The sequence below is a fragment of the Sinimarinibacterium flocculans genome (genome assembly GCF_003201205.1).
Lineage (GTDB): Bacteria > Pseudomonadota > Gammaproteobacteria > Nevskiales > Nevskiaceae > Solimonas > Solimonas flocculans.
On record NZ_QICN01000002.1, the window covers coordinates 1 to 26,076 of the forward strand.

28 protein-coding genes and 1 pseudogene are annotated in these 26,076 nt (G+C 68.0%); 12 read left to right on the forward strand and 17 right to left on the reverse strand.

Annotated features, from left to right (window positions below):
- The 8 genes from C8D93_RS20570 to C8D93_RS03795 all read right to left on the reverse strand — a co-directional run.
- The coding region (locus tag C8D93_RS20570; RefSeq protein WP_170123880.1) for a DUF3450 family protein at positions 1–335 on the reverse strand (335 nt) is incomplete at its 3' end.
- Positions 336–597: 262 nt separating this feature from the next.
- Positions 598–3,156: a TonB-dependent receptor gene (locus tag C8D93_RS03765; RefSeq protein ID WP_211307191.1), complete on the reverse strand. Its 2,559-nt coding sequence runs from the start codon at positions 3,154–3,156 to the stop codon at positions 598–600.
- A gap of 443 nt (positions 3,157–3,599) precedes the next feature.
- Entirely contained in the window at positions 3,600–3,998 is a 399-nt protein-coding gene (locus C8D93_RS03770; RefSeq protein ID WP_110263849.1) for a hypothetical protein, read from the reverse strand.
- A complete protein-coding gene (locus C8D93_RS03775; RefSeq protein ID WP_211307192.1) occupies positions 3,995–4,393 on the reverse strand; it encodes a nuclear transport factor 2 family protein in 399 nt (132 codons plus the stop codon). The genes C8D93_RS03770 and C8D93_RS03775 overlap by 4 nt, the downstream gene beginning before the upstream one ends.
- Positions 4,394–4,413: 20 nt before the next feature.
- Positions 4,414–4,737 carry a 2Fe-2S iron-sulfur cluster-binding protein gene (locus C8D93_RS03780; RefSeq protein ID WP_110263851.1) on the reverse strand — a complete coding sequence of 108 codons (324 nt, stop codon included), beginning with the start codon at positions 4,735–4,737 and terminating at the stop codon, positions 4,414–4,416.
- A 45-nt stretch (positions 4,738–4,782) separates the two neighbouring features.
- Positions 4,783–5,625 carry an enoyl-CoA hydratase-related protein gene (locus C8D93_RS03785; RefSeq protein ID WP_170123881.1) on the reverse strand — a complete coding sequence of 281 codons (843 nt, stop codon included), beginning with the start codon at positions 5,623–5,625 and terminating at the stop codon, positions 4,783–4,785.
- A gap of 11 nt (positions 5,626–5,636) precedes the next feature.
- The gene (locus C8D93_RS03790; protein WP_110263853.1) at positions 5,637–6,875 is read right to left on the reverse strand and encodes a cytochrome P450; all 1,239 of its coding nucleotides are present in this window, start codon (positions 6,873–6,875) and stop codon (positions 5,637–5,639) included.
- Between the two features lie 58 nt (positions 6,876–6,933).
- Positions 6,934–8,376, reverse strand: a complete 1,443-nt coding sequence (locus tag C8D93_RS03795) for a coniferyl aldehyde dehydrogenase (RefSeq protein ID WP_245903834.1) — start codon at positions 8,374–8,376, stop codon at positions 6,934–6,936.
- Positions 8,377–8,514: 138 nt separating this feature from the next.
- Between C8D93_RS03795 and C8D93_RS03800 the strand changes: the two genes are divergently transcribed.
- The 4 genes from C8D93_RS03800 to C8D93_RS03815 all read left to right on the forward strand — a co-directional run bounded on the left by C8D93_RS03800 (position 8,515) and on the right by C8D93_RS03815 (position 11,672).
- A complete protein-coding gene (locus C8D93_RS03800; protein ID WP_110263855.1) occupies positions 8,515–9,072 on the forward strand; it encodes a MarR family winged helix-turn-helix transcriptional regulator in 558 nt (185 codons plus the stop codon).
- 84 nt (positions 9,073–9,156) lie between these two features.
- Positions 9,157–9,975, forward strand: a complete 819-nt coding sequence (locus tag C8D93_RS03805) for an SDR family oxidoreductase (RefSeq protein ID WP_110263856.1) — start codon at positions 9,157–9,159, stop codon at positions 9,973–9,975.
- 9 nt (positions 9,976–9,984) lie between these two features.
- Positions 9,985–10,968 (forward strand): NAD(P)H-quinone oxidoreductase, encoded by a 984-nt coding sequence (locus C8D93_RS03810; protein WP_110263857.1) that lies wholly within the window; start codon positions 9,985–9,987, stop codon positions 10,966–10,968.
- A gap of 47 nt (positions 10,969–11,015) precedes the next feature.
- A complete protein-coding gene (locus C8D93_RS03815) occupies positions 11,016–11,672 on the forward strand; it encodes an ankyrin repeat domain-containing protein (RefSeq protein WP_110263858.1) in 657 nt (218 codons plus the stop codon).
- Position 11,673: 1 nt separating this feature from the next.
- Here C8D93_RS03815 and tadA read toward each other — a convergent pair whose 3' ends face one another.
- The 4 genes from tadA to guaB are packed head-to-tail and all read right to left on the reverse strand — an operon-like array spanning position 11,674 to position 15,552.
- Positions 11,674–12,159: a tRNA adenosine(34) deaminase TadA gene (gene tadA, locus C8D93_RS03820; protein ID WP_110263859.1), complete on the reverse strand. Its 486-nt coding sequence runs from the start codon at positions 12,157–12,159 to the stop codon at positions 11,674–11,676.
- 4 nt (positions 12,160–12,163) lie between these two features.
- Complete coding sequence (locus C8D93_RS03825) at positions 12,164–12,445, reverse strand: TMEM165/GDT1 family protein (protein WP_110263860.1); 282 nt, start codon at positions 12,443–12,445, stop codon at positions 12,164–12,166.
- A gap of 20 nt (positions 12,446–12,465) precedes the next feature.
- Entirely contained in the window at positions 12,466–14,037 is a 1,572-nt protein-coding gene (gene guaA, locus C8D93_RS03830) for a glutamine-hydrolyzing GMP synthase (RefSeq protein WP_110263861.1), read from the reverse strand.
- 51 nt (positions 14,038–14,088) lie between these two features.
- On the reverse strand, positions 14,089–15,552 hold the full coding sequence (guaB, locus tag C8D93_RS03835; RefSeq protein WP_110263862.1) for an IMP dehydrogenase: 1,464 nt from the start codon (positions 15,550–15,552) through the stop codon (positions 14,089–14,091).
- An 82-nt stretch (positions 15,553–15,634) separates the two neighbouring features.
- Here guaB and xseA point away from each other — a divergent pair, with 82 nt between their 5' ends.
- The 4 genes from xseA (at position 15,635) to purH (ending at position 20,072) form a co-directional block, all read left to right on the forward strand.
- Positions 15,635–16,999 (forward strand): exodeoxyribonuclease VII large subunit, encoded by a 1,365-nt coding sequence (xseA, locus tag C8D93_RS03840; protein WP_110263863.1) that lies wholly within the window; start codon positions 15,635–15,637, stop codon positions 16,997–16,999.
- Between the two features lie 24 nt (positions 17,000–17,023).
- Positions 17,024–17,917 (forward strand): 50S ribosomal protein L11 methyltransferase, encoded by an 894-nt coding sequence (gene prmA, locus C8D93_RS03845; RefSeq protein ID WP_110263864.1) that lies wholly within the window; start codon positions 17,024–17,026, stop codon positions 17,915–17,917.
- 267 nt (positions 17,918–18,184) lie between these two features.
- Complete coding sequence (locus C8D93_RS03850) at positions 18,185–18,454, forward strand: helix-turn-helix domain-containing protein (protein ID WP_110263865.1); 270 nt, start codon at positions 18,185–18,187, stop codon at positions 18,452–18,454.
- 55 nt (positions 18,455–18,509) lie between these two features.
- Positions 18,510–20,072 (forward strand): bifunctional phosphoribosylaminoimidazolecarboxamide formyltransferase/IMP cyclohydrolase, encoded by a 1,563-nt coding sequence (purH, locus tag C8D93_RS03855; protein ID WP_110263866.1) that lies wholly within the window; start codon positions 18,510–18,512, stop codon positions 20,070–20,072.
- A gap of 16 nt (positions 20,073–20,088) precedes the next feature.
- Here the strand turns inward: purH and C8D93_RS03860 are convergent, their stop codons facing one another.
- The 3 genes from C8D93_RS03860 to C8D93_RS03870 are packed head-to-tail and all read right to left on the reverse strand — an operon-like array spanning position 20,089 to position 21,993.
- Entirely contained in the window at positions 20,089–20,949 is an 861-nt protein-coding gene (locus C8D93_RS03860) for a DUF4097 family beta strand repeat-containing protein (protein WP_170123882.1), read from the reverse strand.
- A 13-nt stretch (positions 20,950–20,962) separates the two neighbouring features.
- A complete protein-coding gene (locus C8D93_RS20575) occupies positions 20,963–21,412 on the reverse strand; it encodes a hypothetical protein (protein WP_170123883.1) in 450 nt (149 codons plus the stop codon).
- Positions 21,409–21,993 (reverse strand): RNA polymerase sigma factor, encoded by a 585-nt coding sequence (locus tag C8D93_RS03870; RefSeq protein WP_422635958.1) that lies wholly within the window; start codon positions 21,991–21,993, stop codon positions 21,409–21,411. Before C8D93_RS03870 ends, C8D93_RS20575 begins: the two co-directional genes overlap by 4 nt.
- Before the next feature lie 158 nt (positions 21,994–22,151).
- On the opposite strand from C8D93_RS03870, the gene C8D93_RS03875 reads away from it, so the two are divergent.
- The 4 genes from C8D93_RS03875 (at position 22,152) to C8D93_RS21060 (ending at position 25,415) form a co-directional block, all read left to right on the forward strand.
- Positions 22,152–22,913 carry a glutathione S-transferase N-terminal domain-containing protein gene (locus tag C8D93_RS03875; protein ID WP_110263869.1) on the forward strand — a complete coding sequence of 254 codons (762 nt, stop codon included), beginning with the start codon at positions 22,152–22,154 and terminating at the stop codon, positions 22,911–22,913.
- A 15-nt stretch (positions 22,914–22,928) separates the two neighbouring features.
- Complete coding sequence (locus C8D93_RS03880) at positions 22,929–23,738, forward strand: CHAD domain-containing protein (protein WP_110263870.1); 810 nt, start codon at positions 22,929–22,931, stop codon at positions 23,736–23,738.
- Positions 23,739–23,844: 106 nt separating this feature from the next.
- The gene (locus C8D93_RS03885) at positions 23,845–24,420 is read left to right on the forward strand and encodes a GNAT family N-acetyltransferase (protein WP_110264335.1); all 576 of its coding nucleotides are present in this window, start codon (positions 23,845–23,847) and stop codon (positions 24,418–24,420) included.
- Between the two features lie 56 nt (positions 24,421–24,476).
- Positions 24,477–25,415 carry a LysE family translocator gene (locus C8D93_RS21060; RefSeq protein WP_281269289.1) on the forward strand — a complete coding sequence of 313 codons (939 nt, stop codon included), beginning with the start codon at positions 24,477–24,479 and terminating at the stop codon, positions 25,413–25,415.
- Here C8D93_RS21060 and C8D93_RS21065 read toward each other — a convergent pair.
- Positions 25,329–25,706: pseudogene (locus tag C8D93_RS21065) on the reverse strand (MOSC domain-containing protein); the annotation flags it as partial. The gene C8D93_RS21060 and the pseudogene C8D93_RS21065 sit on opposite strands and share 87 nt — an antisense overlap.
- Before the next feature lie 51 nt (positions 25,707–25,757).
- Complete coding sequence (locus C8D93_RS03900; RefSeq protein WP_110263872.1) at positions 25,758–26,066, reverse strand: YceK/YidQ family lipoprotein; 309 nt, start codon at positions 26,064–26,066, stop codon at positions 25,758–25,760.
- Positions 26,067–26,076: the final 10 nt, after the last annotated feature.

Consider the following 26,076-nt stretch of genomic DNA (forward strand, 5'->3'; position numbering starts at 1 on the left):
TGACGATCCACCGTCGTCGCCTGCGCGATGCTGTCGTCGAGAATCGCGATCTCTTCGCCCTGCAGTCGCAGCTGGCGCTCGAGCTGGCGGTTGTACGCCTCCAGGCCCTCGATCTCGCGCAGCACCGTGCGGTACTCGTCCGCAAGTCCCCGCCGCGCTTCGCCCAGATCGTCTACACGGTCCTGGCTCGCAGCCTGCGCCACCAGCCACTGGTTACCCGCGTCCAGGACTTCGGGGACTGTCGCTGCGTGGGTGGCTGCACCAAATGCGAGCACGCACCCCGCCCCCAAACCCAGTACCGCGCGCCCGAGCAGGCGCGTCACCCCACTGTTCATCTTGAATTTCTCCTCAACACTCGTTCCGGTCGCACTGCCGGTCATCCGCGGTGCACGGCACGTGCATCCCGCAAGCCCGCCGCTGTCGTGGCTGCGCAGGGAAACGCCTCCGACGACCCGGGGCGTCCCGCTGCTGCGCCATGATTCTGTTTCGCGGAGCGCGTGCATCTTAGCAAGACTTCCACACGATTCGCCCGGGGCCGACCGCGACTGATTCCACCATTGCGTTTCCATCCTGACTACCTACCAAAAAGGGGTGGGGTCAGAAGCTCCACTTCACGCGCAAGCCGTAGGTCCGCGGCGGCGCCAGCGTCACCGTCCGCCCGAAGTCCTGCTGGAGCATCGCCTGGATGTACTGCTCGTCGAGCGCGTTGTCGATGAAGCCGGTGAGCTGGATGCCCATCGGATCGTAGAAGTACGACAGCCGTCCGCTCCACAGGTCGTACGCCGGCTGCTCGTAATGCGGCGAGTTCTGCGGCGTCGTGTTGAAACCGCTGTTGTAGTAGTAGTCGACGCCGATCTCGAACGAACCGCGTCCGACCGAGATCGCCTGGTTGAGCGAGATGTTCGCAGTCAGGTCGGGCGTACGGACGATGTCGTTGCCGGTGAAGTCACGCGCCGGACCGCCGTAGAGGCTGTCGTCGCCGAAGTACAGGCCGGTGTCGTCGTCGTAGCCGACGCCGTCGCGGTAGTCGGTGTAGATGCCGCGCAGCCACGTGGCACCGGCCGAGATCGCCAGGCCCGGATTCATCGACGGCATCGGCTGCCAGAGCATGTCGAACTCCACGCCCTTGATCTCCGCTTCGCCGGCGTTGCGGAAGGTGACGATGCCACCGGAACCCAGCGAGACGATCGCCGTCAGCAGTCCGTCGATCTGCGTGTAGAACGCTGCGGCGTTGAGCCTGAGCGTGCCGTCGAGCAGGTCGGACTTGAAGCCGATCTCGTAGGCGGTCGCGGTTTCGCGCTCCACCGCGTCCGGGTTGGTGAAGAAGTTGACGATGTTGTACGTCGGGCTCTTGAACGCGCGCTGCGCCGAGGCGAAGTACTGGATGTTGTCGGACGGGCGGATCTGGATCGCCAGCTTCGGCGACAGCGTCTTGTCCTCCAGGTCCGGCGCCTCGAAGTTGCGCACGCGCAGGTTCTGCGAGGTGTCGTGACGGTCGAAGTAGTCGTTCGGCGGCGAGCCGGCCGTGGGCAGCACGACGTCGAGGTAGCTGTTGGTCAGGCCACGCGTCTCCACCTGGTAGCGCGCGCCCAGCGTGACGTCGAGCCAGTCCGTCGGCGACACCGTGCCCTGCAGATAGACCGCATCCGATTCGGTGATGAGCAATCCGCCGTTGCCGAGCACGACGTCGTTCGACGCGTTGATCAGCTGCCCCACCGTGTATCCGAGATTGGACGCGCCCAGCAGCGAGCCGAGTTGGTTGAGCACCCGCGGCAGGCCGATGACGTTGGACCCGAACCCGGCGGCGTTGACCGTGAAGTAGAGCGCGCCGAATCCGCCCTCGCCCTCCAGTCGATACAGGCCACCCACCCATTGCAGCCAGTTCGAAAACGGCGAGGCGCTGTTCGACACGAACTGCAGTTCGTAGGTGCGCTGATAGTTGTACTGGTCGTTGCTGTAGAACGTGGCCTGCGCCGTCTCGGTCGAGTCGTAGTCCATCATCGCCTCGTCCACGTCCGCCTTGTTGTCGGAGAAGATGAACTTGATGTCGGCGAAGTCGGTCAGCCACTCCAGCGTCGCCGCGTACAGCGCGTTGGACGTGTCGTTGCCGCCGAGATAGTTGTTATGCCACACCCGGTCCGGATCGTTCGGATCGGGCTCCACGCCGGCGTCGAAGATCGGCGCGGGCCGCGTGTTCTCCTGCGAGAGTGAGTTGCTGTTGAACTGCTCGTTCAGCGCCGCGGTGACGGTTAGGCTGAGGTTGTCGGTGGCGTACATCTTCAGCTTGAGGCGTCCGCCTTCCACGTAGTCGTTGCGCATCGGTCCCGGCTCGCCGTAGACCTCGTTGCGCCCGTACAGGTCCTGGTCTTCCTTGTAGAGCGCCAGCGTCGCGCCGAGCCAGCTGGTGATCGGCGTACCGAAATAGGCCTGGTACTTGCGCGAGTTGTAGTTGCCGAACTCCGCCTTCACCGAACCGAGGAACTCGTCCGGCGGATCCGCGGTGACGATGTTGATCGCGCCGCCGGTCGCATTGCGGCCGAACAGCGTGCCCTGCGGCCCCTTGAGCACCTCCACGCGCTCGACCGGGCCGATCGTGTCCTGCTTGCCCTGACTGGGCGTGATGTTGACGCCGTCGATGTACGTGGCGACGCTGGGATCGGCGTTCGGCAGGAAGGCATCGGTGCCGACGCCGCGCATGTAGATCACGCTGTAACCGTAGGTATACGTGTAGCTCAGGCCGGGCGTGATGCGCTGCAGGTCGGCGGTGTTCTCGACGCCGAAGGCATCGAGCTTCTCGCCGCTGAACGCATTGATCATGATCGGGACGTCCTGCAGGTACTCCTCGCGCTTCTGCGCCGTCACGATGATCTCTTCGACCAGGCGGCTGGCGGAAGGACGCCGACCCGCACTCTCTTCCACCGGTTCGGGGTCCGAGGCCGGGATGGTGGAATAGACCTCGGCGCTCGCCTCGGCCTCTGCGTCCGACGACGGGCTGCTGCCCTCGTCCTGTACTTCCGCAGCTTCGGGAGATGTCCCGGCTGCAGGCGCCGTCTGCGACGCGGGCGCTTCTTGTGACTCGGTCTCCGCCGCCCAGTCCGACGCCAGCAGACTGTCGAGATCGCCGTAGGTGGCTCCGTCCTGTGCAGGGGCTTTCATCGCGAATGCGCAGAGACCCATTGCGACCGCATGTACTGCCTTGGCTTTCATGGCACCTTCCCAATACTGATGAGCGCCATCGTCGGATTGCCGTCGAGGTCGACGGCACGGCGACGATGCGAACGTGTCACTTCCCTCTGGCGCAGACCGCACACACGGCACTGTGGCCGGCGATCGCGCTCGGGTCTTTCTAGGTGGAGATCTGAGGGGTCGGCCGACTGAGGCACGACGCAGTCACGCGCAGGTCAGGCAGCTGATGCCACTCGCCGCCGCGTGTTCGAGTCTTCGCGCATTTCTGGCATCTGTTCATGCCATTTCTCCTCTGCACGTTGTGGTCGTTGTAGTCGGAATCCGTTCCCGCTGACGGGCCGATCCATCTGCCCTAAACACTATGTCCTGATCCTGACTATGTCAATAGTTGATTGTGTCATTTGGACATCTTTTTATGACAACCGTCGCTGGCGGCTGTGCAGCGCGAGGATCGTCACCGCCTGTGCAAGGTCGATCGCACCGAAGACGACGAGCACTGCGGGCGCGCCGTGCCAGACGAACAGTGCAAACAGCGCAGCGGCGGCAAGCTTCACGCACACCGTCGCCCGCACGCCGTCGGTCGAGGCGCCGATCCGCAGGCGCAGGTACGCCAGCGCCGCACCCATCAGCCCCATCAGGTGAAGGAACAGGAGCAGCGCCGCAGTAGCCTGCGCGGCACCTCCCAGGCCCATCATCGTGTTCAGACGCAGAACCCAGTCGAACACGAGGCCGCCCAGCCCCGGGACGGCGAGCACCGAGAACAGCACCAGGTCGCCGGCGGCAACCGAGCGGTACAGCTTCTCCGCCGTCATGCCTTGAACGCGGCTTCCGCTGCGGACGTGTTCATGAAGTCGCGGAAGCGCAACCACTTGCCGTCCTGCACGGTGATGACGTGTGCGAAGGCCGACACGATGTCGCGGCCGGTCGAGCGCGCGGTGAGGTGCAGATTCCCGGTGACCGTCACCATCTGGCCGTCGTTGAGGAACTGCTCGGGCTCGAACTGGTGAATGTCGACCGAGCCGAGGACCGTCTCGAAGAAGCGTCTGGCTTCCTCCAGGCCGCGGTACGTCCCCGCATAGGGGATCACGGACGGCCCGTAGAACTCGATCAGGATGTCGTCCGAAAGCATTTCCAGAATGCCCGGAACGTCCTTGTTGCCGAACCGCGTGAATACTTCGACCGTGACATCGACTGGCTTGCTGCTCATGTCATCCTCCTGTTGTGCCCTCATTCGGGCTTCGCGATCTCCAGCGTCAGGCCGTCCAGATCGCCGTCCAGCGTGATCTGGCAGGACAGCCGACTGGTGGGCTGGGTATTCGTCAGACCTTCGAGCAATTCGCGCTCGAACTCGCCGGGGGCGGAGAGGCGGGCGAAGTGGTCGGTCCCGACGTAGACCTGACAGGTGCCGCACGAGCACTCGCCGCCGCAGGTAGCGTCCACAAAGTCGCGTTCCGCGAGAACGCGCATCAGCAAGTTGCCGGCGTCGCACTCGATGATCTCGTCGTGCCCGTTGCGGTCCTTCACATGAATCTTCATCTCAGCCTTGACCATTTCTCGAACCGTGCCCGCAACGGCCGCGCGAACGGCCCTCCACGCTCACGGCAGCAAATCATCGAAGCTCGCCGCTTCGCGCTTGCGCTGGGCGGCGATGGCGACGGGGATGTCCGCCGTCGGAAACATCGCGGCGTTCCACGCGGTCATGTAGTCCAGTCCCTCGCCGATGGCGCGCCGACGCTGGCGCACGAGCGCATGCTTGGTCCCGAGGACGGCCAAGGGGGACAGCCCGCCGATCCGCGCGGCCAGCTCGCCGGCGTGCGCGTGCAGCGCCGTAACATCGTCCGCCACATGACTCACGAAACCGTGCGTCAGTGCCTCGGCGGCGGCGAACCGCCGTCCCGTCAACGCGAGATCCTGGACGACCGACGGTGCGATCAGTTGCGGCAGTCGCTGCAGCACGCCCAGGTCGGCGGTGATCGCAACGTTGATCTCATGCACGCTGAAGAACGCATCGGCCGTGCACAGGCGGATGTCGGCCGCGCAGACGAGATCCAGGCCGGCACCGATGCAGGCGCCTTGCGTGCAGGCGATCACCGGCACCCTCAGCGCCTCCAGCTGATCCATCGGACGCTGCAGGTACTGGATCTTGCGGCGCAACCATTCCCGGTAGCGCCCCGGCTCAGCGCTTTCGTGTTCGCGCACGGCGGCGAAGAAGTCCAGATCCATGCCCGCACAGAAGTGCGAACCGACCGCCGTGATGACCAGCGCACGAACGGACGGCGTCGCGTCGATGCGTTCGATCGACTCACTCAGCGCACCCCAGAAGCGGTCCGTGAGCGCGTTCATCGCCTCTGCGCGCGCCAGCGAGATGCGGGCAACCGCACCCTCGATCCGCAGCTCGAATCCCGCGTCGGTCGTCGTACTGACCGCTTCGCGACTCATCGGCCGCATGCCTAGCTCTTGAGGATCAACGGCAGCGTCTGCAGACCGTATGTCAGCAGCCCGCCGGTCTGACGTCGCTTTTCCGTGCTGCCCGGCAGAATTTCCGAGCACCGGTCCAGCAGGACCTCGAGCATCTTCGTCGCTTCCATGCGCGCGACGCCGGAGCCCAGGCAGTGGTGGATGCCATGGCCGAAGGTCACGTGGCGGCCGATGTTCGGACGCTTGAGAATGAACTTGTCCGGGTCCGGAAAGACGCTCGGATCGCGGTTGGCCGCCGCCATGAAGAACGCCACCCACTCGCCGGCCTTGACCTGCACGCCACCGTGCTCGCAGTCCCGCGTCGCCACCCGGAACAGGCGTTGCGGCGGTCCGTCGCGGCGCAGGCTCTCCTCGATGAAGGGCCGGATCAGCGTGCGGTCCTGCTTGAGCTGCTGAAACAGCTCCGGCTCCTCCTGCAGCGTCGCGACGAGATTGCCGAGCAGGTAGGTCGTCGTCTCCGCGCCTGCCACCACCAAGGTGATGCAGAACAGCACCACCTCTTCACGCGTGAGGTGGTAACCCTCGTGCTCGGCCTTGATGAAGGCGGACATCAGGTTGTCGGGCACCGCCTCGCCGCGTTCGATGGCGGCATAGCGCTCGCCCACCTTGGCGACGTAGTACTGGAACAGTTCGACGTTGCTCTGCGTGCGCTCCTCGGGTGTGAAATCGGACGAGACCATAAAGGCGTTGGCCCAGCGCACGAGCTTGGTGTAGTCCTCGCGCGGCGTGCCGATCAGGAAGGTCATGACGACCGACGGCAGGATGCCGGCGACCTCCTTCATGAAGTCCACCTCGCGATTGAGCAGGCCGTCGATCATCGAGTTGAGCGTCTGCGTCACCAGCGGCGCGATGTCGCTTTCGACACGCTTGGGGGTGAACGCCATCCTCGCGATGTTGCGCAGCACCGTGTGCCGAGGGCGGTCGTGGTTGACGAGCATCAGCGTCGGTGCCGCGGAGGCCTCCTGCATCGGATCGCGCGACGAGAACGTGTCGTGATCCTTCAGGACGCCGGCGACGTCCTCGTACCTGGTGAAGACCCAGGCCGGGCTCGGCGAATCGACGCCCGGCACCGTGCCCGGCGGGTAGTCGAGCAGGCCGAACTGCGGCGTCTGGCCGCGCAGCCGCTCGTAGTACGGATAGGGATTGGCGATGACCTCTGGCCTGAGCATGTCGGCGACGCTGAAGTCGGTCGCCGGAATTTGTCCGGACATATTCTCCTCCTTTGTGTCCTGTCGATATTATGTCAACTGGACATTATTTGTGTCAACGTCATTTGCCGCTCATCGTGTAGCGGGAGAAGCGATCGAAGAGCTTTCCGTACGGCGGCCGGATCACGCGCCCCAGGTCCACGCCTGCCTGTCGATAGATGGCGCGCGCGTGGGAGAACTGTCTGAAGCCGTCGAAGCCGTGGTAGGCGCCCATGCCACTGGCCCCGACGCCGCCGAAGGGCAGATCGTCGATGGTGTAGTGCATGATCACGTCGTTGACGGTCACGCCGCCGGATGCCGTGCCCGAGATGACCTGCCGCTGCTCGGCGGCGTCGCGTCCGAAGTAGTACAGCGCGAGCGCCCGGGGACGCGCGTTGATGTACGCCAGCACCTCGTCGATCGACTCGTAGCCGCGAATCACCAGGATGGGACCGAAGATCTCTTCGCGGCTGACCGCCAGCTGATCCGGGGGATCGACCATCAGCGTGATCGGAATGCGGTTGCTCCCGTCGCTGCCCGGCTTGGCCGCGCACAGCACGCGGACGCCGGCCGCCTCGGCTTCGCCGATGTAGCGGCGGATGCGGTCGCCCTGGCGATCGTTGATCACCGAGACGAAGTCCGGATCGTCGGCACCGGCGGGCAGCGTCCGCGCCAGCTCCCTCTGCATCGACTGGACGAAGCGCTCGAGGTCCGCGCGATGGACGAAGACGTAGTCCGGCGCCAGGCAGACCTGGCCGGCGTTGAACACCTTGCCGAAGGCGATGCGACGGACCGCCAGATCCAGGTCGGCCGAACGACCGACGATGACCGGCGACTTGCCGCCGAGTTCGAGCGTCAGCGGGGTCAGGTTGTCGGCCGCATCGCGCATGATGTGCCGCGCGATCGCTTCGCCTCCGGTGAACACGAGGTGGTCGAGCGGCAGGCGACTGAAGGCCCGGCCGGTCTCGACGCCGCCGGTGACGACGCCGACCTCGTCCGGCGCGAACGCCGAGCGCAGCATCTCGCTCATCACCTCGGCGGTGGCCGGCGTGTGCTCCGACGGCTTGACCAGTGCGCGGTTGCCCGCGGCCAGTACGCCGGCCAGCGGCGTCAGCGTCAGGTTCACCGGGATGTTCCAGGGGCTCAGGATGCCGACGACGCCGAGCGGCTGGTACTCGACGCGAGCACTGGCGCCGAACAGGGCGAACAGGAACTCGACGCTGCGCCGCTCCGGCTTCATCCAGCGGCGCACGCCGCGCCGCGTCAGCCGGATGAACTTGCCGGTGGTCGCCACGTCCGCGAAGTAGGACTGCCGCGGCGAGCGGTAACCGAAGTCGCTGCCCAGGGCGTCGCACAGACGGTCCGCATAGCGATCCAACGCGTCCCACAGGCGGTCGAGGCGGTCCCTGCGCACCTCGAGTGCCGGATAGCGCTCGGCGGCGAAGCCTGCACTGAGGGTCTCGAACGCTGCACGCAGACCGTCGAGATCATCGGCGGCAACGCCGCCCGCCATTCCATTCTGCATCGTCACGGCCCCGCTCCTCATCGGCGCACACTGCGAGCAGACATTATTGTCGTTGTGATATTGTGTCAACTCGACATAATTGTACGGCAATGATGGCCGGCCCTAGAATGTTTCAATCGAGAAGCGGGACGGACCTCCTTGAAGAACATCAGCGCCCAGATCAAAGAGATCAAACACGAAGACGCCGCGCGCCACTTTCTGGAGCTCTTCTATCCGATCCACTACGCGATCGGCATGCAGGTCGAGGATGCGCTGCGCTGCGGCGGCGAACTCGACCGGCACCAGACCGTGATCATGTGGCTGCTGCGATCCGAGGCGGTCACCAACGGCGGGTCGAGTATGCGTCGCAAGGACATCGAGCGGCGCCTCATCAGCTGGTACGACATCACCAGCAGCACGGTCTCGAAGGCGCTGCGCGCGCTGGCAAAGCCGCCGCACAGCTTCATCGTGATCTCGGAAGACCCGAACTCGGGACGCGAGAAGCTCGTGACCGTGACGCCGGCCGGACGGCGCTACTACAAGCGGATGGTCGACAACGCGACCGCGTTCATCAAGCTCGCGACGGATCGCATGAGCGTGGAGGAGAACTCCATGGGCGTGCACATGTTCAAGACCATTTCCGACACGTTCCAGGAACTCCGGAACGAAGGCCGCATCGAGTCGTTCCAGGGCAACGGCTCGCCCAAGTCCCGCTAGCGGCCCCCATTTGCCGGCTGCGGCGCGCAGGCGCCGCGGCTCGCGCGTGCGCGTCACACCCGATCAACCGAGGAGAATGACCCGATGGCGACAACTGAATCGCTGTTTCAGAGCGGCACGTTCAGCGGCCGCAACGTTTTCGTGGCCGGCGGCACTAGCGGCATCAATCTCGCCATCGCGCGACGCTTCGGCGAGCTCGGCGCACGACCGTTCGTCATCAGCCGATCCCAGGAGCGCGTCGATGCCGCGGTGGCCGAACTCGCGACGGTGGCGCCGGCCGCGGCCGGAATGGCGGCGGACGTACGCGACTACGCAGCGGTCGAGACCGCGTTGAAGACCTTCCACGATGCCGCAGGCGAGATCGACATCGTCGTATCGGGCGCGGCCGGCAACTTCGTCGCCGAGGCCGCCAAGCTGTCCTCCAACGGCTTTCGCACCGTGGTCGACATCGACCTCGTCGGCACCTTCCATGTCTGCCGCGCGGCTTTCCCGATGCTCCGCAAGCCGGGAGCGTCGCTGATCAACATCTCGGCGACGCAGGCCATCAACCCGATGCCCGGGCAGGCGCACGTGTGCGCGGCCAAGGCCGGCATCGACGCGCTGACGAAGGTGCTGGCCATCGAGTGGGGCCCGCTGGGCGTTCGCGTCAACGGCATTGCGCCCGGACCGGTCGAGGCGACCGAGGGCATGTCGCGGCTGACGCCGACCGACGCCCATCGGCAGGCGGTGCTCAGGGCGATTCCGCTGCGGCGTTACGCGCGCTTGTCGGAGATCGCCGATACCGCCGTCTTCCTGTGCAGCCCCGCCGGCGCCAACTTCAACGGCGAGATCCTGGTCTGCGATGGCGGCCAGTCGACGCTCGGCAGTGGTGCGTTCGCTGCGGCCTGGGCCGGCGCAGGCTAAAGTCGGCGGATGCGCGCGATCGAGATCAGCAGGCCGGGACCGCCGGAGGTGCTGCAAGCCTGCAGCCGTCCGCAGCCAACCCCGGGAGGCGGTGAAGTCCTGATCCGCGTGCGGGCCGCGGGCGTCAATCGCCCGGACGTGCTGCAGCGGCTCGGCCAGTATCGCGCCCCGCCGGGCGCCTCGGACCTGCCCGGCCTCGAAGTGGCCGGGGAGATCGTCGACGGCGACGCGCAGGCCGGCGGTTTCACGGTCGGCGATCGTGTCTGCGCGCTGACGCCCGGCGGTGGCTACGCCGAGTACGTCTGCGTACCGGCCGTGCATTGCCTGCCGATTCCGCACGGCTGGAGCGATGTCGAGGGCGCGTCCCTGCCGGAAACCTGCTTCACGGTCTGGAGCAATGTCTTCGAACGCGGACGCCTGGCAGCGGGCGAAAGCCTACTGGTGCAGGGCGGCAGCAGCGGCATCGGCGTCACCGCGATCCAGATCGCCAGCGCCCTCGGTCATCGCGTGTTCGCCACCGCCGGCAGCGACGACAAGTGTCGCGCCTGCGAGCAGCTCGGCGCCGAGCGTGCGATCAACTATCGCGAGGCCGACTTCTCCACTGAGGTGCGCTCGCTCACCGACGGTCGCGGCGTCGACGTGATCCTCGACATGGTCGGCGGCGACTACCTGCCGCGCGAGATCGGCTGCCTGGCCGACGACGGTCGACTGGTCATCATCGGACTGCTCGGCGGCGCCCAGGCACAGGTACCGCTTGCGCAAATCCTGCTGCGACGGCTCACGCTTACCGGTTCGACGCTGCGTCCGCGGTCGATCGAGTACAAGGCAAACCTTGCGCAGGCGCTACGCACGCGGGTCTGGCCGCTGATCGAGGCCGGCACGATCCGACCGATCATTCATGCGAGCTTCCCGCTCGAACAGGCAGCAGAAGCGCACCGGCTGATGGAGAGCAGCACCCACATCGGCAAGATCGTGCTGACCGTGCAGAGCTAATTGGGGATAATTCGCGCCGCGCGATCCGCCGCACAGCCTGTTCTCACATGAGCGCCGTCAGCCCCTTGATGCTTGCGATCCAGAATCGCGATCTCGCCGCCGCCGAGTCTGCCCTCGAGCGCGACGTCGGCCGGGCGACAACGCCGCTGCCGGGCGGCCTGTCACCGCTGATGTTCGCGCTCTACAACGGCGCGCCGGACATCGCGGATCTGCTCAAGCCGTTCCGCGCACTCGACCTGTTCGAATCGGCCGCCGCCAACGACGCCCGGCGGGTCGCCGAACTCGCCAGTGCAGGCGCCGGACTGGATGCGTACAGCGTCGACGGCTGGACGCCGCTGCACCTCGCAACCTTCATGGGCGCGCGCGACGCCGCACTGGTGCTGATCGGCATCGGCGCGCCGCTCGATGCCGTATCGCAGAACCCGATGGCGAATACACCGCTGCATGCCGGCATCGCTGGCGCCGCGGGCGAGAGTCTGGCACCGCTGCTGATCGCGCTCGGCGCCAACGTGCTCCACGTCGGCGGAAGCGGGGTCAACGCGCTGCACCTGGCCGCCTCGCGCGGCTTCGAGCCGCTGTGCCGCCTGCTGCTCGCCCGCGGCGTCAACCGGCTTGCACGTACCGAGGACGGCAAGACCGCGGCCGAACTCGCACGCGAGCGGGGCCACCTGGCCGTCGCGGCGGCGCTGGAACTGGCGGACTGACTCAGGAGCGCCGCGCGCGGAAGAACGCGCGCAGCCGCTCGCCGCACTCGTCGGCGAGCACGCCACCCTGCCACCGGACGCGGTGATTGAGCCGCGGGGCGGCGATGACGTCGTAGACCGAATGCACGGCGCCCGCCTTCGGATCGTCCGCCCCATAGACGAGCCGCGCGACCCGCGCATGCACGATTGCGCCGGCGCACATCACGCAGGGCTCCAGCGTGACGTACAGCGTGCTGCCGCCCGTCCGGTAGTTGCCCAGATGCCGTGCCGCCGCACGCAGGGCGACGATCTCGGCGTGTGCGCTCGGATCGTGGTCGCCGATCGGACGGTTCCAGCCCTCGCCGACGATCCGGTCGTCGCGGACCACGACCGCGCCGACCGGCACTTCGCCCGCCGCTTCGGCGCGACGCGCGAGCAGCAAGGCATGCCGCATCCAGACCTCGTCCCGGGCGCGATCGTCCGTTACGGCGGGCAGGCCCGTCGTCATCGTCTCAGGCGGTGAAGGCCGACCGCAGCGTCCACGCGCCGATGACCATGAAACCGGCACCTGCGAGCAGCTTGAGGTGCCGCGGACTGACGTGCTGGGCCAGCCAGCCGCCGGCGAGCACGCCGATCCCCGCCGCAAGCACCAGCGCCGAGGCCGACGCCACGAACACCGTCCACCTGGACGCCGGACGATCGGCCGAGAACAGCAGGGTGGCCAGCTGGGTCTTGTCGCCGAGCTCGGCGACGAACACGGTCACGAAGACCGTCGCGAAGATTCTGGGGTCCATCGATCCACGGCTCCGGAGGTCTATTCCCACTCGATCGTTGCCGGCGGCTTGCCGCTGACGTCGTAGACCACCCGCGAGACGCCCGGCACCTCGTTGACGATGCGCCGCGAGCAGACGTCGAGCAGCTCGTAAGGCAGGTGCGCCCACTGCGCGGTCATGAAGTCGATGGTCTGCACGGCGCGCAGCGCGATCACGGGCTCGTAACGGCGACCGTCGCCGGTCACGCCCACCGATCTCACCGGCAGGAACACCGCGAACGCCTGGCTGGTCTTGTCGTACCAGCCGGCGCGGCGCAGTTCCTCGATGAAGATGTGATCGGCCTGACGCAGCGTGTCGGCGGCCGCCTTGCTGACCTCGCCGAGGATGCGTACGCCCAGGCCAGGCCCCGGGAACGGATGGCGGTAGACCATCTCGCGCGGCAGGCCCAGTTCGACGCCGATCCTGCGCACCTCGTCCTTGAACAGTTCGCGCAACGGTTCGACCAGCTTGAGCTTCATGTGCTCGGGCAGGCCGCCGACATTGTGATGGCTCTTGATGACGTGCGCCTTCTTGGTCTTGCTGCCGGCGGACTCGATGACGTCGGGGTAGATCGTGCCCTGCGCGAGGAAGTCGATACCCTCGAGCTTTCCTGCCTCCTCGTCGAAGACCTCGACGAACAGCCGGCCGATGATCTTGCGCTTGGCCTCGGGATCGTCGACCCCCTTGAGCGCGTCGAGGAACCGCGCCTCGGCATCGACGCGGATGACCTTCACGCCGAGGTGCTCGGCAAAGATCTTCATGACCTGGTCGCCCTCGTGATGGCGCAGCAGGCCGTGATCGACGAACACGCAGGTGAGCTGCTCGCCGATCGCCTTGTGCAGCAGCGCGGCAACGACCGACGAATCGACGCCGCCCGACAGGCCCAGCAGCGCCTTCGCTTCGCCGACCTGCTCGCGCACCGTCGCGATCGCGTCGTTGATGATGTTGCCGGGCTTCCACGCGTCGCCGCAGCCGCAGATCTCGTGCACGAAGCGCGAATAGATGCGCGCACCCTGCGTCGTATGCGTCACTTCCGGGTGGAACTGCAGTGCGTAGTAGCGCCGCGATTCGTCGGCGATGCCGGCGATCGGCACGTCCTTGGTCGAGGCGATCAGCTTGAAGCCGTCCGGCAGGCCCGACACGTGATCGCCATGCGACATCCACACGTCGAGCAGGCCGTGGCCCTCGTCGTTGACGCGGTCCTCGATGTCGCGCAGCAGCTGCGAGTGCCCGCGTGCGCGAATCTCCGCGTAACCGAATTCCTTGACCGTGCCCGGCGCCACCGCGCCGCCGAGCTGCACCGCCATCGTCTGCATGCCGTAGCAGATGCCCAGCACCGGTACCTGCAGATCCCAGACCGCCTGCGGCGCGCGCGGCGAGTTCGCCTCGGTGACCGACTCCGGCCCGCCCGACAGGATCACCCCCTTGGGCGCGAAGGCCCGGATGTCGTCGTCGGACATGTCCCAGGGATGCAGCTCGCAGTAGACCCCCAGCTCGCGCACGCGCCGCGCGATCAGCTGCGTGTACTGGCTGCCGAAATCGAGAATCAGGATCTTGTCGGAGTGGATGTTCAACGCTGTGCTCTCAACGAAAAAGCCCCGGCGAACCGGGGCATGCGCAGTGGATCACTCCACGCGGTAATTGGGTGCTTCCTTGGTGATGCTGACATCGTGGACGTGCGACTCCTTGATGCCGGCCGAGGTGATCTTGACGAAGCGCGTGCGCGTGCGCAGTTCCTCCACGGTCGCGCAACCGGTGTAGCCCATGGTGGCACGCAGGCCGCCGATCATCTGGTGGACTATCGCCGCCATCGGCCCCTTGTACGGCACACGCCCCTCGATGCCTTCCGGCACCAGCTTCTCGACTTCGGACGTCGTGTCCTGGAAGTAGCGGTCCTTGGAGCCCTGCGCCATCGCGCCGAGCGAACCCATGCCGCGATAGGACTTGTACGAACGCCCCTGGTAGAGCTCGACCTCGCCCGGCGCCTCCTCGGTGCCGGCCAGCATCGAGCCGACCATCACCGCGTAGGCGCCGGCTGCCAGCGCCTTGGAGAAATCACCGGAGTAGCGCACGCCGCCGTCGGCGATCAGCGGCAGGTCCTTGTTCTTCAGCGCCTCGGCGACGTGCATCACCGCGCTGATCTGGGGCACGCCGACGCCGGCGACGACGCGCGTCGTGCAGATCGAGCCGGGGCCGATGCCGACCTTCACCGCATCCGCACCGGCATCCGCCAGCGCCAGCGCAGCGTCGGCCGTGGCGATATTGCCGCCCACGACCTGCAACCTGTCGCCGTAAGCCTTCTTGATCGCGGCGACGCGGTCGATCACGCCTTTGGAGTGCCCGTGCGCGGTATCGACGACGACGACGTCGACTCCGGCATCGACCAGCCGTGCAACGCGCTCGTCGGTGTCGCCGCCGGTGCCGACCGCGGCGCCGACGCGCAGGCGGCCGTGCTCGTCCTTCGACGCCATCGGGTAGTCGGTCGACTTCTGGATGTCCTTGACCGTGATCATCCCGCGCAGCTGGAACTTGTCGTTCACCACCAGCACCTTTTCGATGCGGTGCTCGTGCAGCTTGGCGACCACTTCCTCCTTGGACGCCCCTTCCTGCACCGTGACCAGTCGCGCCTTGGGCGTCATCACCTTGGACACCGGCTCGCCGTAGCGCGTCTCGAAACGCAGGTCGCGGCTGGTGACGATGCCGACGAGGTCCTCGCCGTCGACCACGGGTACGCCGGAGATACGGTTGGCGCGCGTGAGCTTGAGCACCTCGCCGATGGTCATCGTCGGCGGGACGACGATCGGGTCGGTGATGACGCCGGACTCGTACTTCTTGACCGCGCGCACCTCGGCAGCCTGGCGCTCGGCGTCCATGTTCTTGTGGATGATGCCGATGCCGCCCTCCTGCGCCAGCGCGATCGCCAGCCGCGACTCGGTCACGGTGTCCATCGCTGCGGACAGCAGGGGAATATTGAGCACGATGCGCCGCGTCAGCGGCGTGCGCAGATCGACCTGGCGGGGCAGCACCTCCGAGTACGCGGGCAACAGCAGCACGTCGTCGAAAGTGAGTGCTTCGGTCAGGATGCGCATGGCGGGTGCGGGCCTTGGATGAAGCGCGTCATTATAGCCGATGCCGCCCGCGTTCGCGGCACCGGGTGCTAGAGTTCGCGCCATGAGCGTTCCACCCGGCCGCACCCCGCCTGGCCGCACCGTCTACGAGGTCGGCGAACTCGTCGAGATTCTGCGAGCCCTGATCGAGGATGCCCTGCCACGGGTCTGGGTGCAGGGTGAGATCTCCAACTTCTCGCGCCCCGCCTCGGGGCACTGGTACTTCACGCTCAAGGATGCCCGCGGTCAGCTGCGGTGCGCCATGTTCCGCAATGCCAACATCCACGTGCGACCGCCGCCGAAGGACGGCGATCAGGTCCTGGTCCGCGCGCAGCCAGGCATCTATGTCGCACGCGGCGAACTACAGCTCGTGTGCGAACACATGGAGCCGGCGGGCGAAGGCGCCCTGTTGCGGGCGTTCGAGGAACTCAAGAAGCACCTGGCCGCGGAGGGGCTCTTCGACGAGGCGATCAAGCGACCGCTGCCGCGCCTGCCGCGGGCGATCGGGCTGGTCACGTCGGCGACCGGCGCCGCAGTCCAGGATGTGCTGAGCACCCTCGCACGCCGCTATCCGCTGGCACCGGTTCACCTTTTCCCGGTCCCGGTACAGGGCACCGAGGCGCCGGCCGCCATTGTGAGAGCACTGGCCGAACTGCCACGGCGCGCGCCGGTCGACGTGCTGCTGCTGGTTCGCGGTGGCGGCTCGCCGGAAGACCTGTGGGCGTTCAACGATGAGCGCGTCGCACGCGCGATCCGCGCCTGCGCGGTGCCGGTCATCTGCGGTGTCGGCCACGAGGTGGACGTCACCATCGCCGACTTCGCCGCCGATCTGCGTGCACCGACGCCCACCGCCGCCGCAGAACGCGCGACCCCCGACGCCACCGAATGGCGTCGCGACATCGCCTCGTTCGAAACCCGCAGCCGGCTCGCGGTCGAGCGCCTGTCGCTCAGGCTGCGCGAACGACAGCGCGCACTCGACGCGCGCCTGCTCGCGCAGCATCCGCAGCGGCGACTGCACGAGGCCGCGCAGCGGCTCGACGAGCTGGCTCAGCGCGTGGCGCACGCACTGAGATCGCGCATCGACGGTCGCCGCCAGCGGCTGGCACAACTGCAGACGCAGCTGGCGCTGCACGCCCCGGCGCGGCGCATCCAGCAGCGCCAGCGACGCATCGACGAACTGTGTGCGCGACTGGCCGCCGCGCAGCAGCGCCTGATGACGCGCGCCGACGCACGCTGGCAGCGCAGCAACACACAGCTTGCCGGCCTCGACCCGCGAGCGATCCTCAAGCGCGGCTATGCCATTGCCCTCGATGCCGAGGGTCGCGCACTCACCGATGCGACGCGCACCCGTATCGGTGCCGCCGTGCACGTCGTCCTGTCGCAGGGCGCGCTCGATACGCGCGTCGAACGCCTGCACGGCGACGACTGATTCCCCACCCGCCCCCCCGACACCATGGCCTGGCTTCAGCTCCGCGTCCGCTCCCGTCATCCCGAGTTTGCCGAGGAGGTGCTGCTCGCTCACGGCGCCAGTGCCGTCAGCTTCGTCGATGCCGTCGACGACCCGGTGCTCGAACCGCCTCCGGGCGAAACACCGCTGTGGGCTCATACCGTGACGGTGGGCCTGCTCGCCGAGCACGCGGATCTCGTCGCGATCGCCACGAGCCTGCGCGAGCTGCTGCCGGACGGCGAGACCGTGACACTCGATCACGAACTGGTCGAGGATCGCGACTGGGTGCGGGTGTGGCTCGAGGACTGTCCGCCACTGCGCTTCGGCGATCGTCTGTGGGTCGTGCCGCACGAGAAGCTGCACGAGGTCACGCAGGCCGATGCCGTGATTCTCAGGCTCGATCCGGGCCTGGCCTTCGGCACCGGCACGCATCCGACCACCGCCCTGTGTCTCGAATGGCTCGCGGTACAGGACCTGCGCGGCAAGACCGTCCTCGACTATGGATGCGGCTCCGGCGTGCTGGCGATCGCAGCCCTGCTGCTCGGCGCGACGCGAGCGGTCTGTGTCGACATCGATCCGCAGGCGGTCCAGGCGACGCGGGACAACGCGGTGGCCAACGGTGTCGCTACGCGCATCGAGGCCATGCTGCCCGACGCGTTCCCGCCCGAGGCTGCCGATGTCGTCGTTGCCAACATCCTCGCGAATCCGCTCGTCGAACTCGCACCGCAACTTGCGGCGTGCACGCGCAACGACGGGTGCATCGCGCTCGCCGGCCTGCTCGACCGCCAGCGCGACGAGGTGCGTGCGGCCTACGCACCGTGGTTCGAGTTCGACGACGACGCAAGTCGCGAAGGCTGGACACGCATCGCCGGTCGCCGCGCGGACAAGCGAACCGCGTAACGAATCCTCGGCGCCATCGCGCCTTACGTCGCAAAGCGAAGATCGCGCTGCAACTGCACGATCGATTGTGACAGTGCGGATGTCGTCGGCGCCTCGAACCGCTGCGCGCATGGAACCGCATCGCGGGATTTGCGATTCGTGCACGTGGTGCTTTTTTCGGCACGGGCGCGGGAGTATGATTGCCGCCCCCTTGACCGGTGCCCCCCCGAATACCGGGCCAATGGCGTCGCGTTCGCGCGCGCAGGCACAGCATGTCAGGAACAGACGATGGCACCCTTGCGTTCTTCAGACATCAAACCACTCGGGCACTCGGTACAGGAATCGCTGGACGATTTCTTCCGCACGCTCAACGGTCACGCACCGCAGAATCTCTACGACCTGTTTCTGGATCAGGTCGAGCCGCCGTTGCTGCGGGCGACGCTGCGCTATTGCCACGGCAACCAGTCGCGCGCCGCCGACATGCTCGGACTGAACCGCGCGACGCTGCGCAAGAAGCTCAAGCAGCACAAGATCAGCGCCGACTCGCACAAGCTGTGATCCGGTCCGGTCGCTGCGCGGCCCTTTCTTCTTCCACCGCTGCCCGCAAGACTCCATGAAGACGCCCGTCTCCCGCGCCCTGCTGTCCGTTTCCGACAAGACCGGCATCGTCGAGTTCGCCCGCGAACTGGCCGCACGCAACATCGCGCTGCTGTCGACCGGCGGCACCTACAAGCTGCTGCGGGAGTCGGGGCTCGACGCGACCGAGGTGTCGGCGCACACGGGCTTTCCCGAAATCATGGACGGGCGCGTCAAGACCCTGCATCCGAAGATCCATGGTGGCCTGCTCGGGCGCCGTGACATCGACGGCGCGGTGATGACCGAACATGGCATTGCCGGCATCGACCTGCTCGTCGTCAACCTGTATCCGTTCGAGGCCACGGTCGCCAGACCCGACTGCACGCGCGCCGATGCCATCGAGAACATCGACATCGGCGGTCCGGCCATGTTGCGCGCCGCGGCGAAGAACCACGCCTGGGTCACGGTGCTGACCGACCCGGCCGACTACGCCGACGTGCTCGCGCAGATCGACGCCGGCGGCGTCACGCAGGCCACGCGCGAGAAGCTCGCGCTCAAGACCTATGCCCTGACCTCGCGCTACGACGCTGCGGTCAGTGCCTACCTGTCGAGCCTCGCCGACGATGGCAGCCGCGACCGCTTTCCCGGCGTGCTCGGCCTGCAGTTCGACCGCAAGCAGACGCTGCGCTATGGCGAGAACCCGCACCAGCAGGCGGCGTTCTACGTCGAGCGCGGCGCCGAATCCGGCACGATCGCCGGCGCCAGCCAGCTGCAGGGCAAGGAGCTGTCGTACAACAACATCGCCGACGCCGATGCCGCACTCGAGTGCGTGCGCAGCTTCGCCGAGCCGGCCTGCGTGATCGTGAAGCACGCCAACCCCTGCGGCGTCGCCGTGCGCGAGAATATCGGCGCGGCCTACGACGAGGCGTTCCGCACCGATCCGACGTCGGCGTTCGGCGGCATCATCGCGTTCAACCGCGAGCTGGACGGCGACACCGCGCGACGCATCATCGAGCGCCAGTTCGTCGAGGTGATCATCGCGCCGGCCATCAGCGCCGAGGCCCGCGCCGCCGCCGCCGCCAAGCAGAACGTTCGTCTGCTCGACTGCGGGGCCTTCCCCGCAACGCGCGCACCGAGCTGGGACTACAAGCGGGTTGCCGGCGGCCTGCTGGTGCAGGACGTCGATGCACTGTCGACGCAGCGCGCCGATCTGAAGATCGTGAGCACGCGCGCGCCGACCGAGGCCGAGATCCACGATCTGCTGTTCGCCTGGCAGGTCGCGCAGTTCGTCAAGTCCAACGCCATCGTCTACGCCAAGGACCGCATGACCATCGGCGTCGGTGCCGGCCAGATGAGTCGCGTCTACTCGGCGAAGATCGCCGGCATCAAGGCCGCTGACGAGAAGCTCGAGGTCCGCGGTTCGGTGATGGCGTCCGACGCCTTCTTCCCGTTCCGCGACGGCATCGACGCCGCGGCCGCCGCCGGCATCACCGCGGTGATCCAGCCCGGCGGCTCAATGCGCGATGCGGAAGTGATCGCGGCGGCCGACGAAGCCGGCATGGCGATGGTATTCACCGGCGTGCGCCACTTCCGGCACTGAGAGCCGGACGGCTTTCTCAGCGTTCGATGACGATGTCGCCGCTGAAGGTGCTCAGTTCGGCGCGCGCCGTGCCGGCACCCAGCGTGTACTCGGCGCTGCGCTGATCGCCGGACACCGGCTTTGACGGCCGCCCGCGCAGGCTGCCACTGAAGGTCTTCATCGACAGGCGCACGTCGCCGGTGTCGACCAGCCGCAGGCGCACGTCTCCGGACAGGGACTCCGCGCGCAGTCGCGATTTCGGCAGCAGGCGCACCGACAGCTGCAGGTCACCGGAAACGGTCTCGCCTGCCAGATCGCTGAAGTCCCCGCCGATCAGATCGATATCGCCGGAGACCGTTTCGGCCTTGAGCTCCCCGCGCAGCCCGCGCGCAACGACATCGCCGCTGACCGTGCGCAGCTCGCTGTCGGTCGCCGCCGACTGCACGCTGACGTCGCCGCTGACGCTGTTGAGTCGCAGGCGCTCGCCGTCGAAACGCACGTCCACATCGCCGCTGACGCTGGCGGCGTGCAGATCGCCGCGCGTACCGACGACGCGCACGTCGGCACTCACGGCATTCAGGTCCAGCGCCGCACCGTGCGGCACGCGCAGACGCAGCATCGTTTCCTCGACGCTGCGGCGCGACTTCTTCGGGTAGCGCACGTGAATCGACAGGCGCTCGCGGTCGCCTTCGATTTCGAGCGCCTCGACATCCTCACCCAGTTCGCCGGTCAGATGGACGGCGTTCTCGTCCCAACCGACGACCTCGATCAGACCGGCAAGATTGTTGACCTCGACCCGGCCGTCGGCAGCGAGCGCGCGGCGCTCGTCGATGGGCGTGGCGGCGATCACCGGCAGCGCGATCAACAGCGCCGTCGCCGTCAGTGCTTGCTTGAACATGGCGTGTACTCCTTCAGGTCTCTTGCTGGCCGATCCGCGAGCGCAGATCGCCCTGCCGCTGCTCGACGCTGAGCAGCAGGCGTTTGAGGGTCGCCGATTCCGGATCCAGCTCCAGCGCGTGCCGCAGCTGGCTTTCCGCATCCTGGACGATGGCGAGATTGGCCTTGAGCAGGGCGTCCTGCTGCGGCATGACCTGCCCGGCCCGCGGCAGTGGCTCGGCGAGAACCGCCGCGACCTCGCCGTCCGTCACCGGCGGTGCATCCGGGCGCAACTGCAGCACCACGGCAGCCACCAGCGCCGACGCCGCCAGCGCCCCGAGCCAGGGCCGGTGCCTCCGCGACCGGCGCGGTTCGATGCGCGCCGCAACCGCCGGCCACAGATCCCGCTCCGGTTCGCGGTCCAGCGACAGCTCACGCAGGGCCTCGATGCGATCTTCTCCGTCGTGCTCATCTTCGGCATTCATCTCAACCACTCCTTCATCAGCTTGCGGGCACGGTGCAACTGCGCCTTCGACGTGCCGACCGCGATACCGGTCAGCGCCGCGATCTCGTCGTGGCGATAACCCTCGACGTCGTGAAGCATCAACACCGCGCGCGCGCCCCTGGGCAGCTTCGCCAGCGCGCGCTCCAGGTCCATGCGGTCGCCGACACGCTGCTGCGGGTGCTCACCGAACGCGGCAGCCTCTGCCGCCTCGCCGTCTTCGCCGGCGGCGACGTGGTCGTCGAAGCTGACCCAGCGCCGCAGCAGGCGGCGCTCGCCCAGCACCAGGTTCACGGTCAGCCGGTGCAGCCAGGTCGAGAACTGCGCCTCGCCGCGGAAGCCGTCCAGCTTCTCCCAGGCACGCACGAAGGCGTCCTGGGTGTACTGCTCGGCCCTGGCGCGGTCGCCATCGGTCAGGCGCACGCACAAACCGTACACGCGGCCCACATTGGCCCGGTACAGGCGTTCGAAAGCGCGCGCATCGCCGGCCGCAGCCCGCCGCACCAGCTCGGCATCGCCGGCGTTCTGATCGTCATCGTTCGCGCCGCTCTGCACGCCGGGAATCCTGTCCGCTGTCCACGCCATTGCTGTCATGACCCGGTTTGGATGCAGCCGGCCGGCCGGGGGTTTGAAGCACCGGTCCTCGCGCTGCGCTGCGGCATGAGCGCGTCGGCGGCGGCCTGCGCATAATGGCGGACCCCGTGCCCCGGTCCAAGTCCGCCATGCTCCACGGCCTCAAGGTCACCGCCTCGGTGCTCACCAGTACCGCCGCGCTCTGGCGCGGCACCGATTGCTTCGCGCCGGCACGCGAGCCGCCAGCCGAGCTGCTGCGCCTCTACGAGTTCGAAGGCTGCCCGTACTGCCGCATGGTCCGGCAAACCCTGACCGAACTCGACCTCGATGTGCTGATCCTGCCGTGCCCGAAGGGCGGTACGCGTTTCCGGCCGACGGCGCTCGAACTGGGCGGCAAGGCGCAGTTCCCGCTGCTGGAGGACCCGAATACCGGCACGCGGATGTACGAGTCGCGCGACATCGCCGCCTATCTCGCGCAGACCTACGGCGGTCACGCCCGCGCCAATGCCGAGCCGCTGCGCAGCCTGTTTCTCCTCGGCAGCATGGGCGCGAGCGCGCTGCGCCCGCTGTCCGGCATGCGTGCGCGACCGTCCAAGGCACCCGAGCAGCCGCTGGAGCTGTACAGCTTCGAGTCCAGCCCGTACTCGCGGCTGGTGCGCGAGCGCCTGTGCGAACTCGAGCTGCCGTACATCCTGCGCAACACCGGCAAGGCGGCGTGGACCGATATGGGGCCGCCGGCGGTGCGCGACCGCCTGCTCAAGGCGCCGGCGGACAGCGGCCGCAACCGCGCGGCGCTGCTGGCGCGGACCGGTCGCGTGCAGGTGCCCTACCTGATCGACCCGAATACGAACACCGAGATGTTCGAGTCGGCGGACATCATCGACTACCTGGAGCGGCAGTACGCCGCCTGAGCCGGGGCGCGGCGCATGGCCTTCGACCTCGACCCGCGTGCGCCGCTGCCGACGAGTCTGCTCGGTGCCGCCCGCATCGAGTGCAAACAGGCCGAGGCGACGCTCGCCGAACCGACGCCGGCGCATATCCATGCCACGCGCAAGTCGATCAAGCGGCTGCGTGCCTGGTTGCGGCTGCTGCGCCCCCAGCTCGCCGGGCAGTACCGGCTGATCGACCGGCTGTTGCGCGATGCGGCGCGACAGCTCGCCGGCCGGCGTGATGCCGACGTCGCCCTGCAGACGCTGCTCAGCCTGCGTCGTGCGCGCCTGATCGACGCGGCCGCGTACCGCCAGCTGCGCGACCTGGCGTCACGGCAACGGCGCGATACGCAGGGCGACGGCGCGGCCGACGAGCGCGCGACGACGCTGTTGCGCGCCGCCGCGACCTATGTCGAAAGCCTCACCCTGCCCGACGTCGGCGAGTCCACCCTTCACGCCGCGCTGGCGAAGACGCGGCACCGCTGCCGTCGCCGCTGGAAGCGGGCGAGCGCCGACCCGACCGCCGAGGCGCTGCATGACTGGCGCAAGTGGGTCAAGCATCTGGCGACGCAGGCGCAGCTCGTTGGCAGCCGGATCGGCGAGCCCGGCGTGGACCCCGCGGCGCTCAAGTCGCTGGCCGACACGCTCGGCCGCCATCATGATCACGCGCAGCTGCTGCAGGGCCTCGAGGCCGCCGGCCTCGCCGGCCAGCCGCTGCTGCATCTGCGTCTGCGCGATGCGGTGACGCGCCGGCAACAGGCGCTGGAACGACGGGCGCTGCGCCTAGGCAAACGGCTGCTGGACTAGCCGCGGCCCGTCGCGAGCCGATCCGCGCGCGTGACGGCTGACGCGGCCGTCGATGGCACCGGTCGCCGGCCCGCTATCATCCGCACCGTTTGCCGACGACGACGCCATGCAAGACCTCGTCACCACCTGGTATCTGGAGATGCGCGACCCCGCGATGCTGCGGCCTGCGCGCATGCCGGCCGTCGAGCCGCTGATCATGCAGGCGCGCGCACCGCTGCCGATGCTGAGCCGCTTCCTGTACACGGCGGTCGGCGGCCACTGGTTCTGGCGCGACCGGCTGGGCTGGAGCTACGCGCGCTGGATGGCCTGGCTGGACCGGCTGCAACTGCAGACCTGGGTGCTGTATGTCGACGGCACGCCCGCCGGCTACGTCGAGCTGGAGCTACAGGCCGGCGACGACGTGGAGATCGCCTACTTCGGTTTGATGCGCGAATTCACCGGACGCGGGCTCGGCGGTCACCTGCTCACGCGCGGCATCGAGCAGGCCTGGGCGATGGGCGCGCGTCGCGTGTGGGTCCACACCTGCTCGCTGGACGGGCCTGCGGCGCTGGCCAACTACGAGGCGCGCGGCATGCGGCAGTACCAGGTCGAGCACCGGACCATCGAACGCCCGCCAACGCCGGATGGCCCCTGGCCCGGATGGGACCACGTCGCACCCGAACCCGGCCCCGGGCCCGCATGAACCTCGACGGAGCGGCCCTGTTCGTCGCCGTCGCGACGGCGCACGCACTCGGTGTCATGTCGCCGGGCCCGGACTTCGCGATGGTGACGCGCCAGTCGCTGGCGCTGGGGCGTGCCGCCGGCGTCTGGACCGCGGCCGGCATCGGCAGCGGCATCCTGTTCCACGTCGCCTACGGCCTGTTCGGCCTGCGCTGGCTCACGCAGCATTTTCCCTGGAGTCTCGACGCCATCGCGCTCGCCGGCGCCGCCTTCCTGCTGTGGATGGGCGTGCAGGCCCTGCGCGCGCAACCGCTGCCGGCGGACGGCGACATGGGCGGACGCGCCGAGCGCGGGAATGCCTGGCGCAACTACCTCGTCGGACTGGCGACCAATGTGCTCAATCCCAAGGCGACGCTGTTCTTCGTCGCCCTGTTCACGACGGTGGTCGCCGGCCCGGTGAGCACGGCGACGATGCTGGTGCTGGCCCTGTGGCTGCCGCTGTCGACCTTTGCGTGGTTCGCGACCGTCGCGCTGCTGCTGTCGCATCCGGGTCTGCGCCGCGGCCTGCACCGGCATGCGCACCGACTCGATCGCGCCATGGGTGCCGTGCTGGTGCTGCTGGCGCTCGCCGTGATCGCGCGCACCGTGTGTCGCCATAGCGCACCGCGACCCGCCGCGCACAGCCAGCGTGGATCAGCCGTGCGCCTGCAGCCACTCCAGGCGCTGCCGCCAGCGCGCCCGCTTGTCCGGCGCCAGACCGGGCGCATCGACGACACGCCGCACGGCGGCGAGATCCGGACGCGTCGCGGCGTGCAGATCCCAGTACTCGCGCAGGCTCACGGCGTCGGCCGCGCGTTCTTCGAGCATCAGGACGTCACCCGCCGCGAACCTGCCCGGCTCCAGCACGCGGTAGTACCAGCCGGCGATGCCATGTTCCGCGACAAAGCGCGTCATGCCATCGACGCCGAAGCGGGCGTCGATCTTCCAGCACGGCGAGCGCGGCTGGTTGAGCTGTAGGCGTACGCTGCCCAGGCGATAGACATCGCCGATGCAGACCTCGGTTTCGTCCCAGGCGGCCGTGGACAGGTTCTCGCCGAGACTGCCCGGCACCAGTCGTGCCGCGACTGCGGGAAACGCCGCGCGCAGGCGCAGCAGGTTCTTCGCCGGAAAGTGATGGACGGCCTTCTCGGGCCCGCCGTGCACGCGACGGTCGGCCTGCGCGTCGATCTCCAGCCCCTCGATACCGACCCGGACCGGTTCGACGACGGCCGTCTTGAAGATGCCGGTGGGGCGTCCATCGCCGGGCATGGCCTGCACGCGTCCGGCGAAGACCGCGTCGACGCGCGTCTGCTGCACGCCCTATCGCGACGTCTGTGCGAACACGAGACCCGGATAGGCCGTGATCGGATTCGTCAGCACCAGGTCTGCGGCCAGGCTCAGTGGCAGATCGGCCAGCGGGTAGCGCGGGGGCTGCATGCCGTAGGCGGCAAAGCGGTCGAGGGCGTCGACGTCGTAGGTCAATGCGGCAAGGTTCAGCCGCGTGCCGCCGAAGTAGACCGGCGCCCCGCGCTCGTGGTTCTGGATGACCGACGAGGTTGCGCAGCCGGTCAGCAGCAGGCTCGCGAGCGCCGGCAAGACCCGGTTCGTGCGCAGTCTCGATATCCGCATGGCCAGCCTC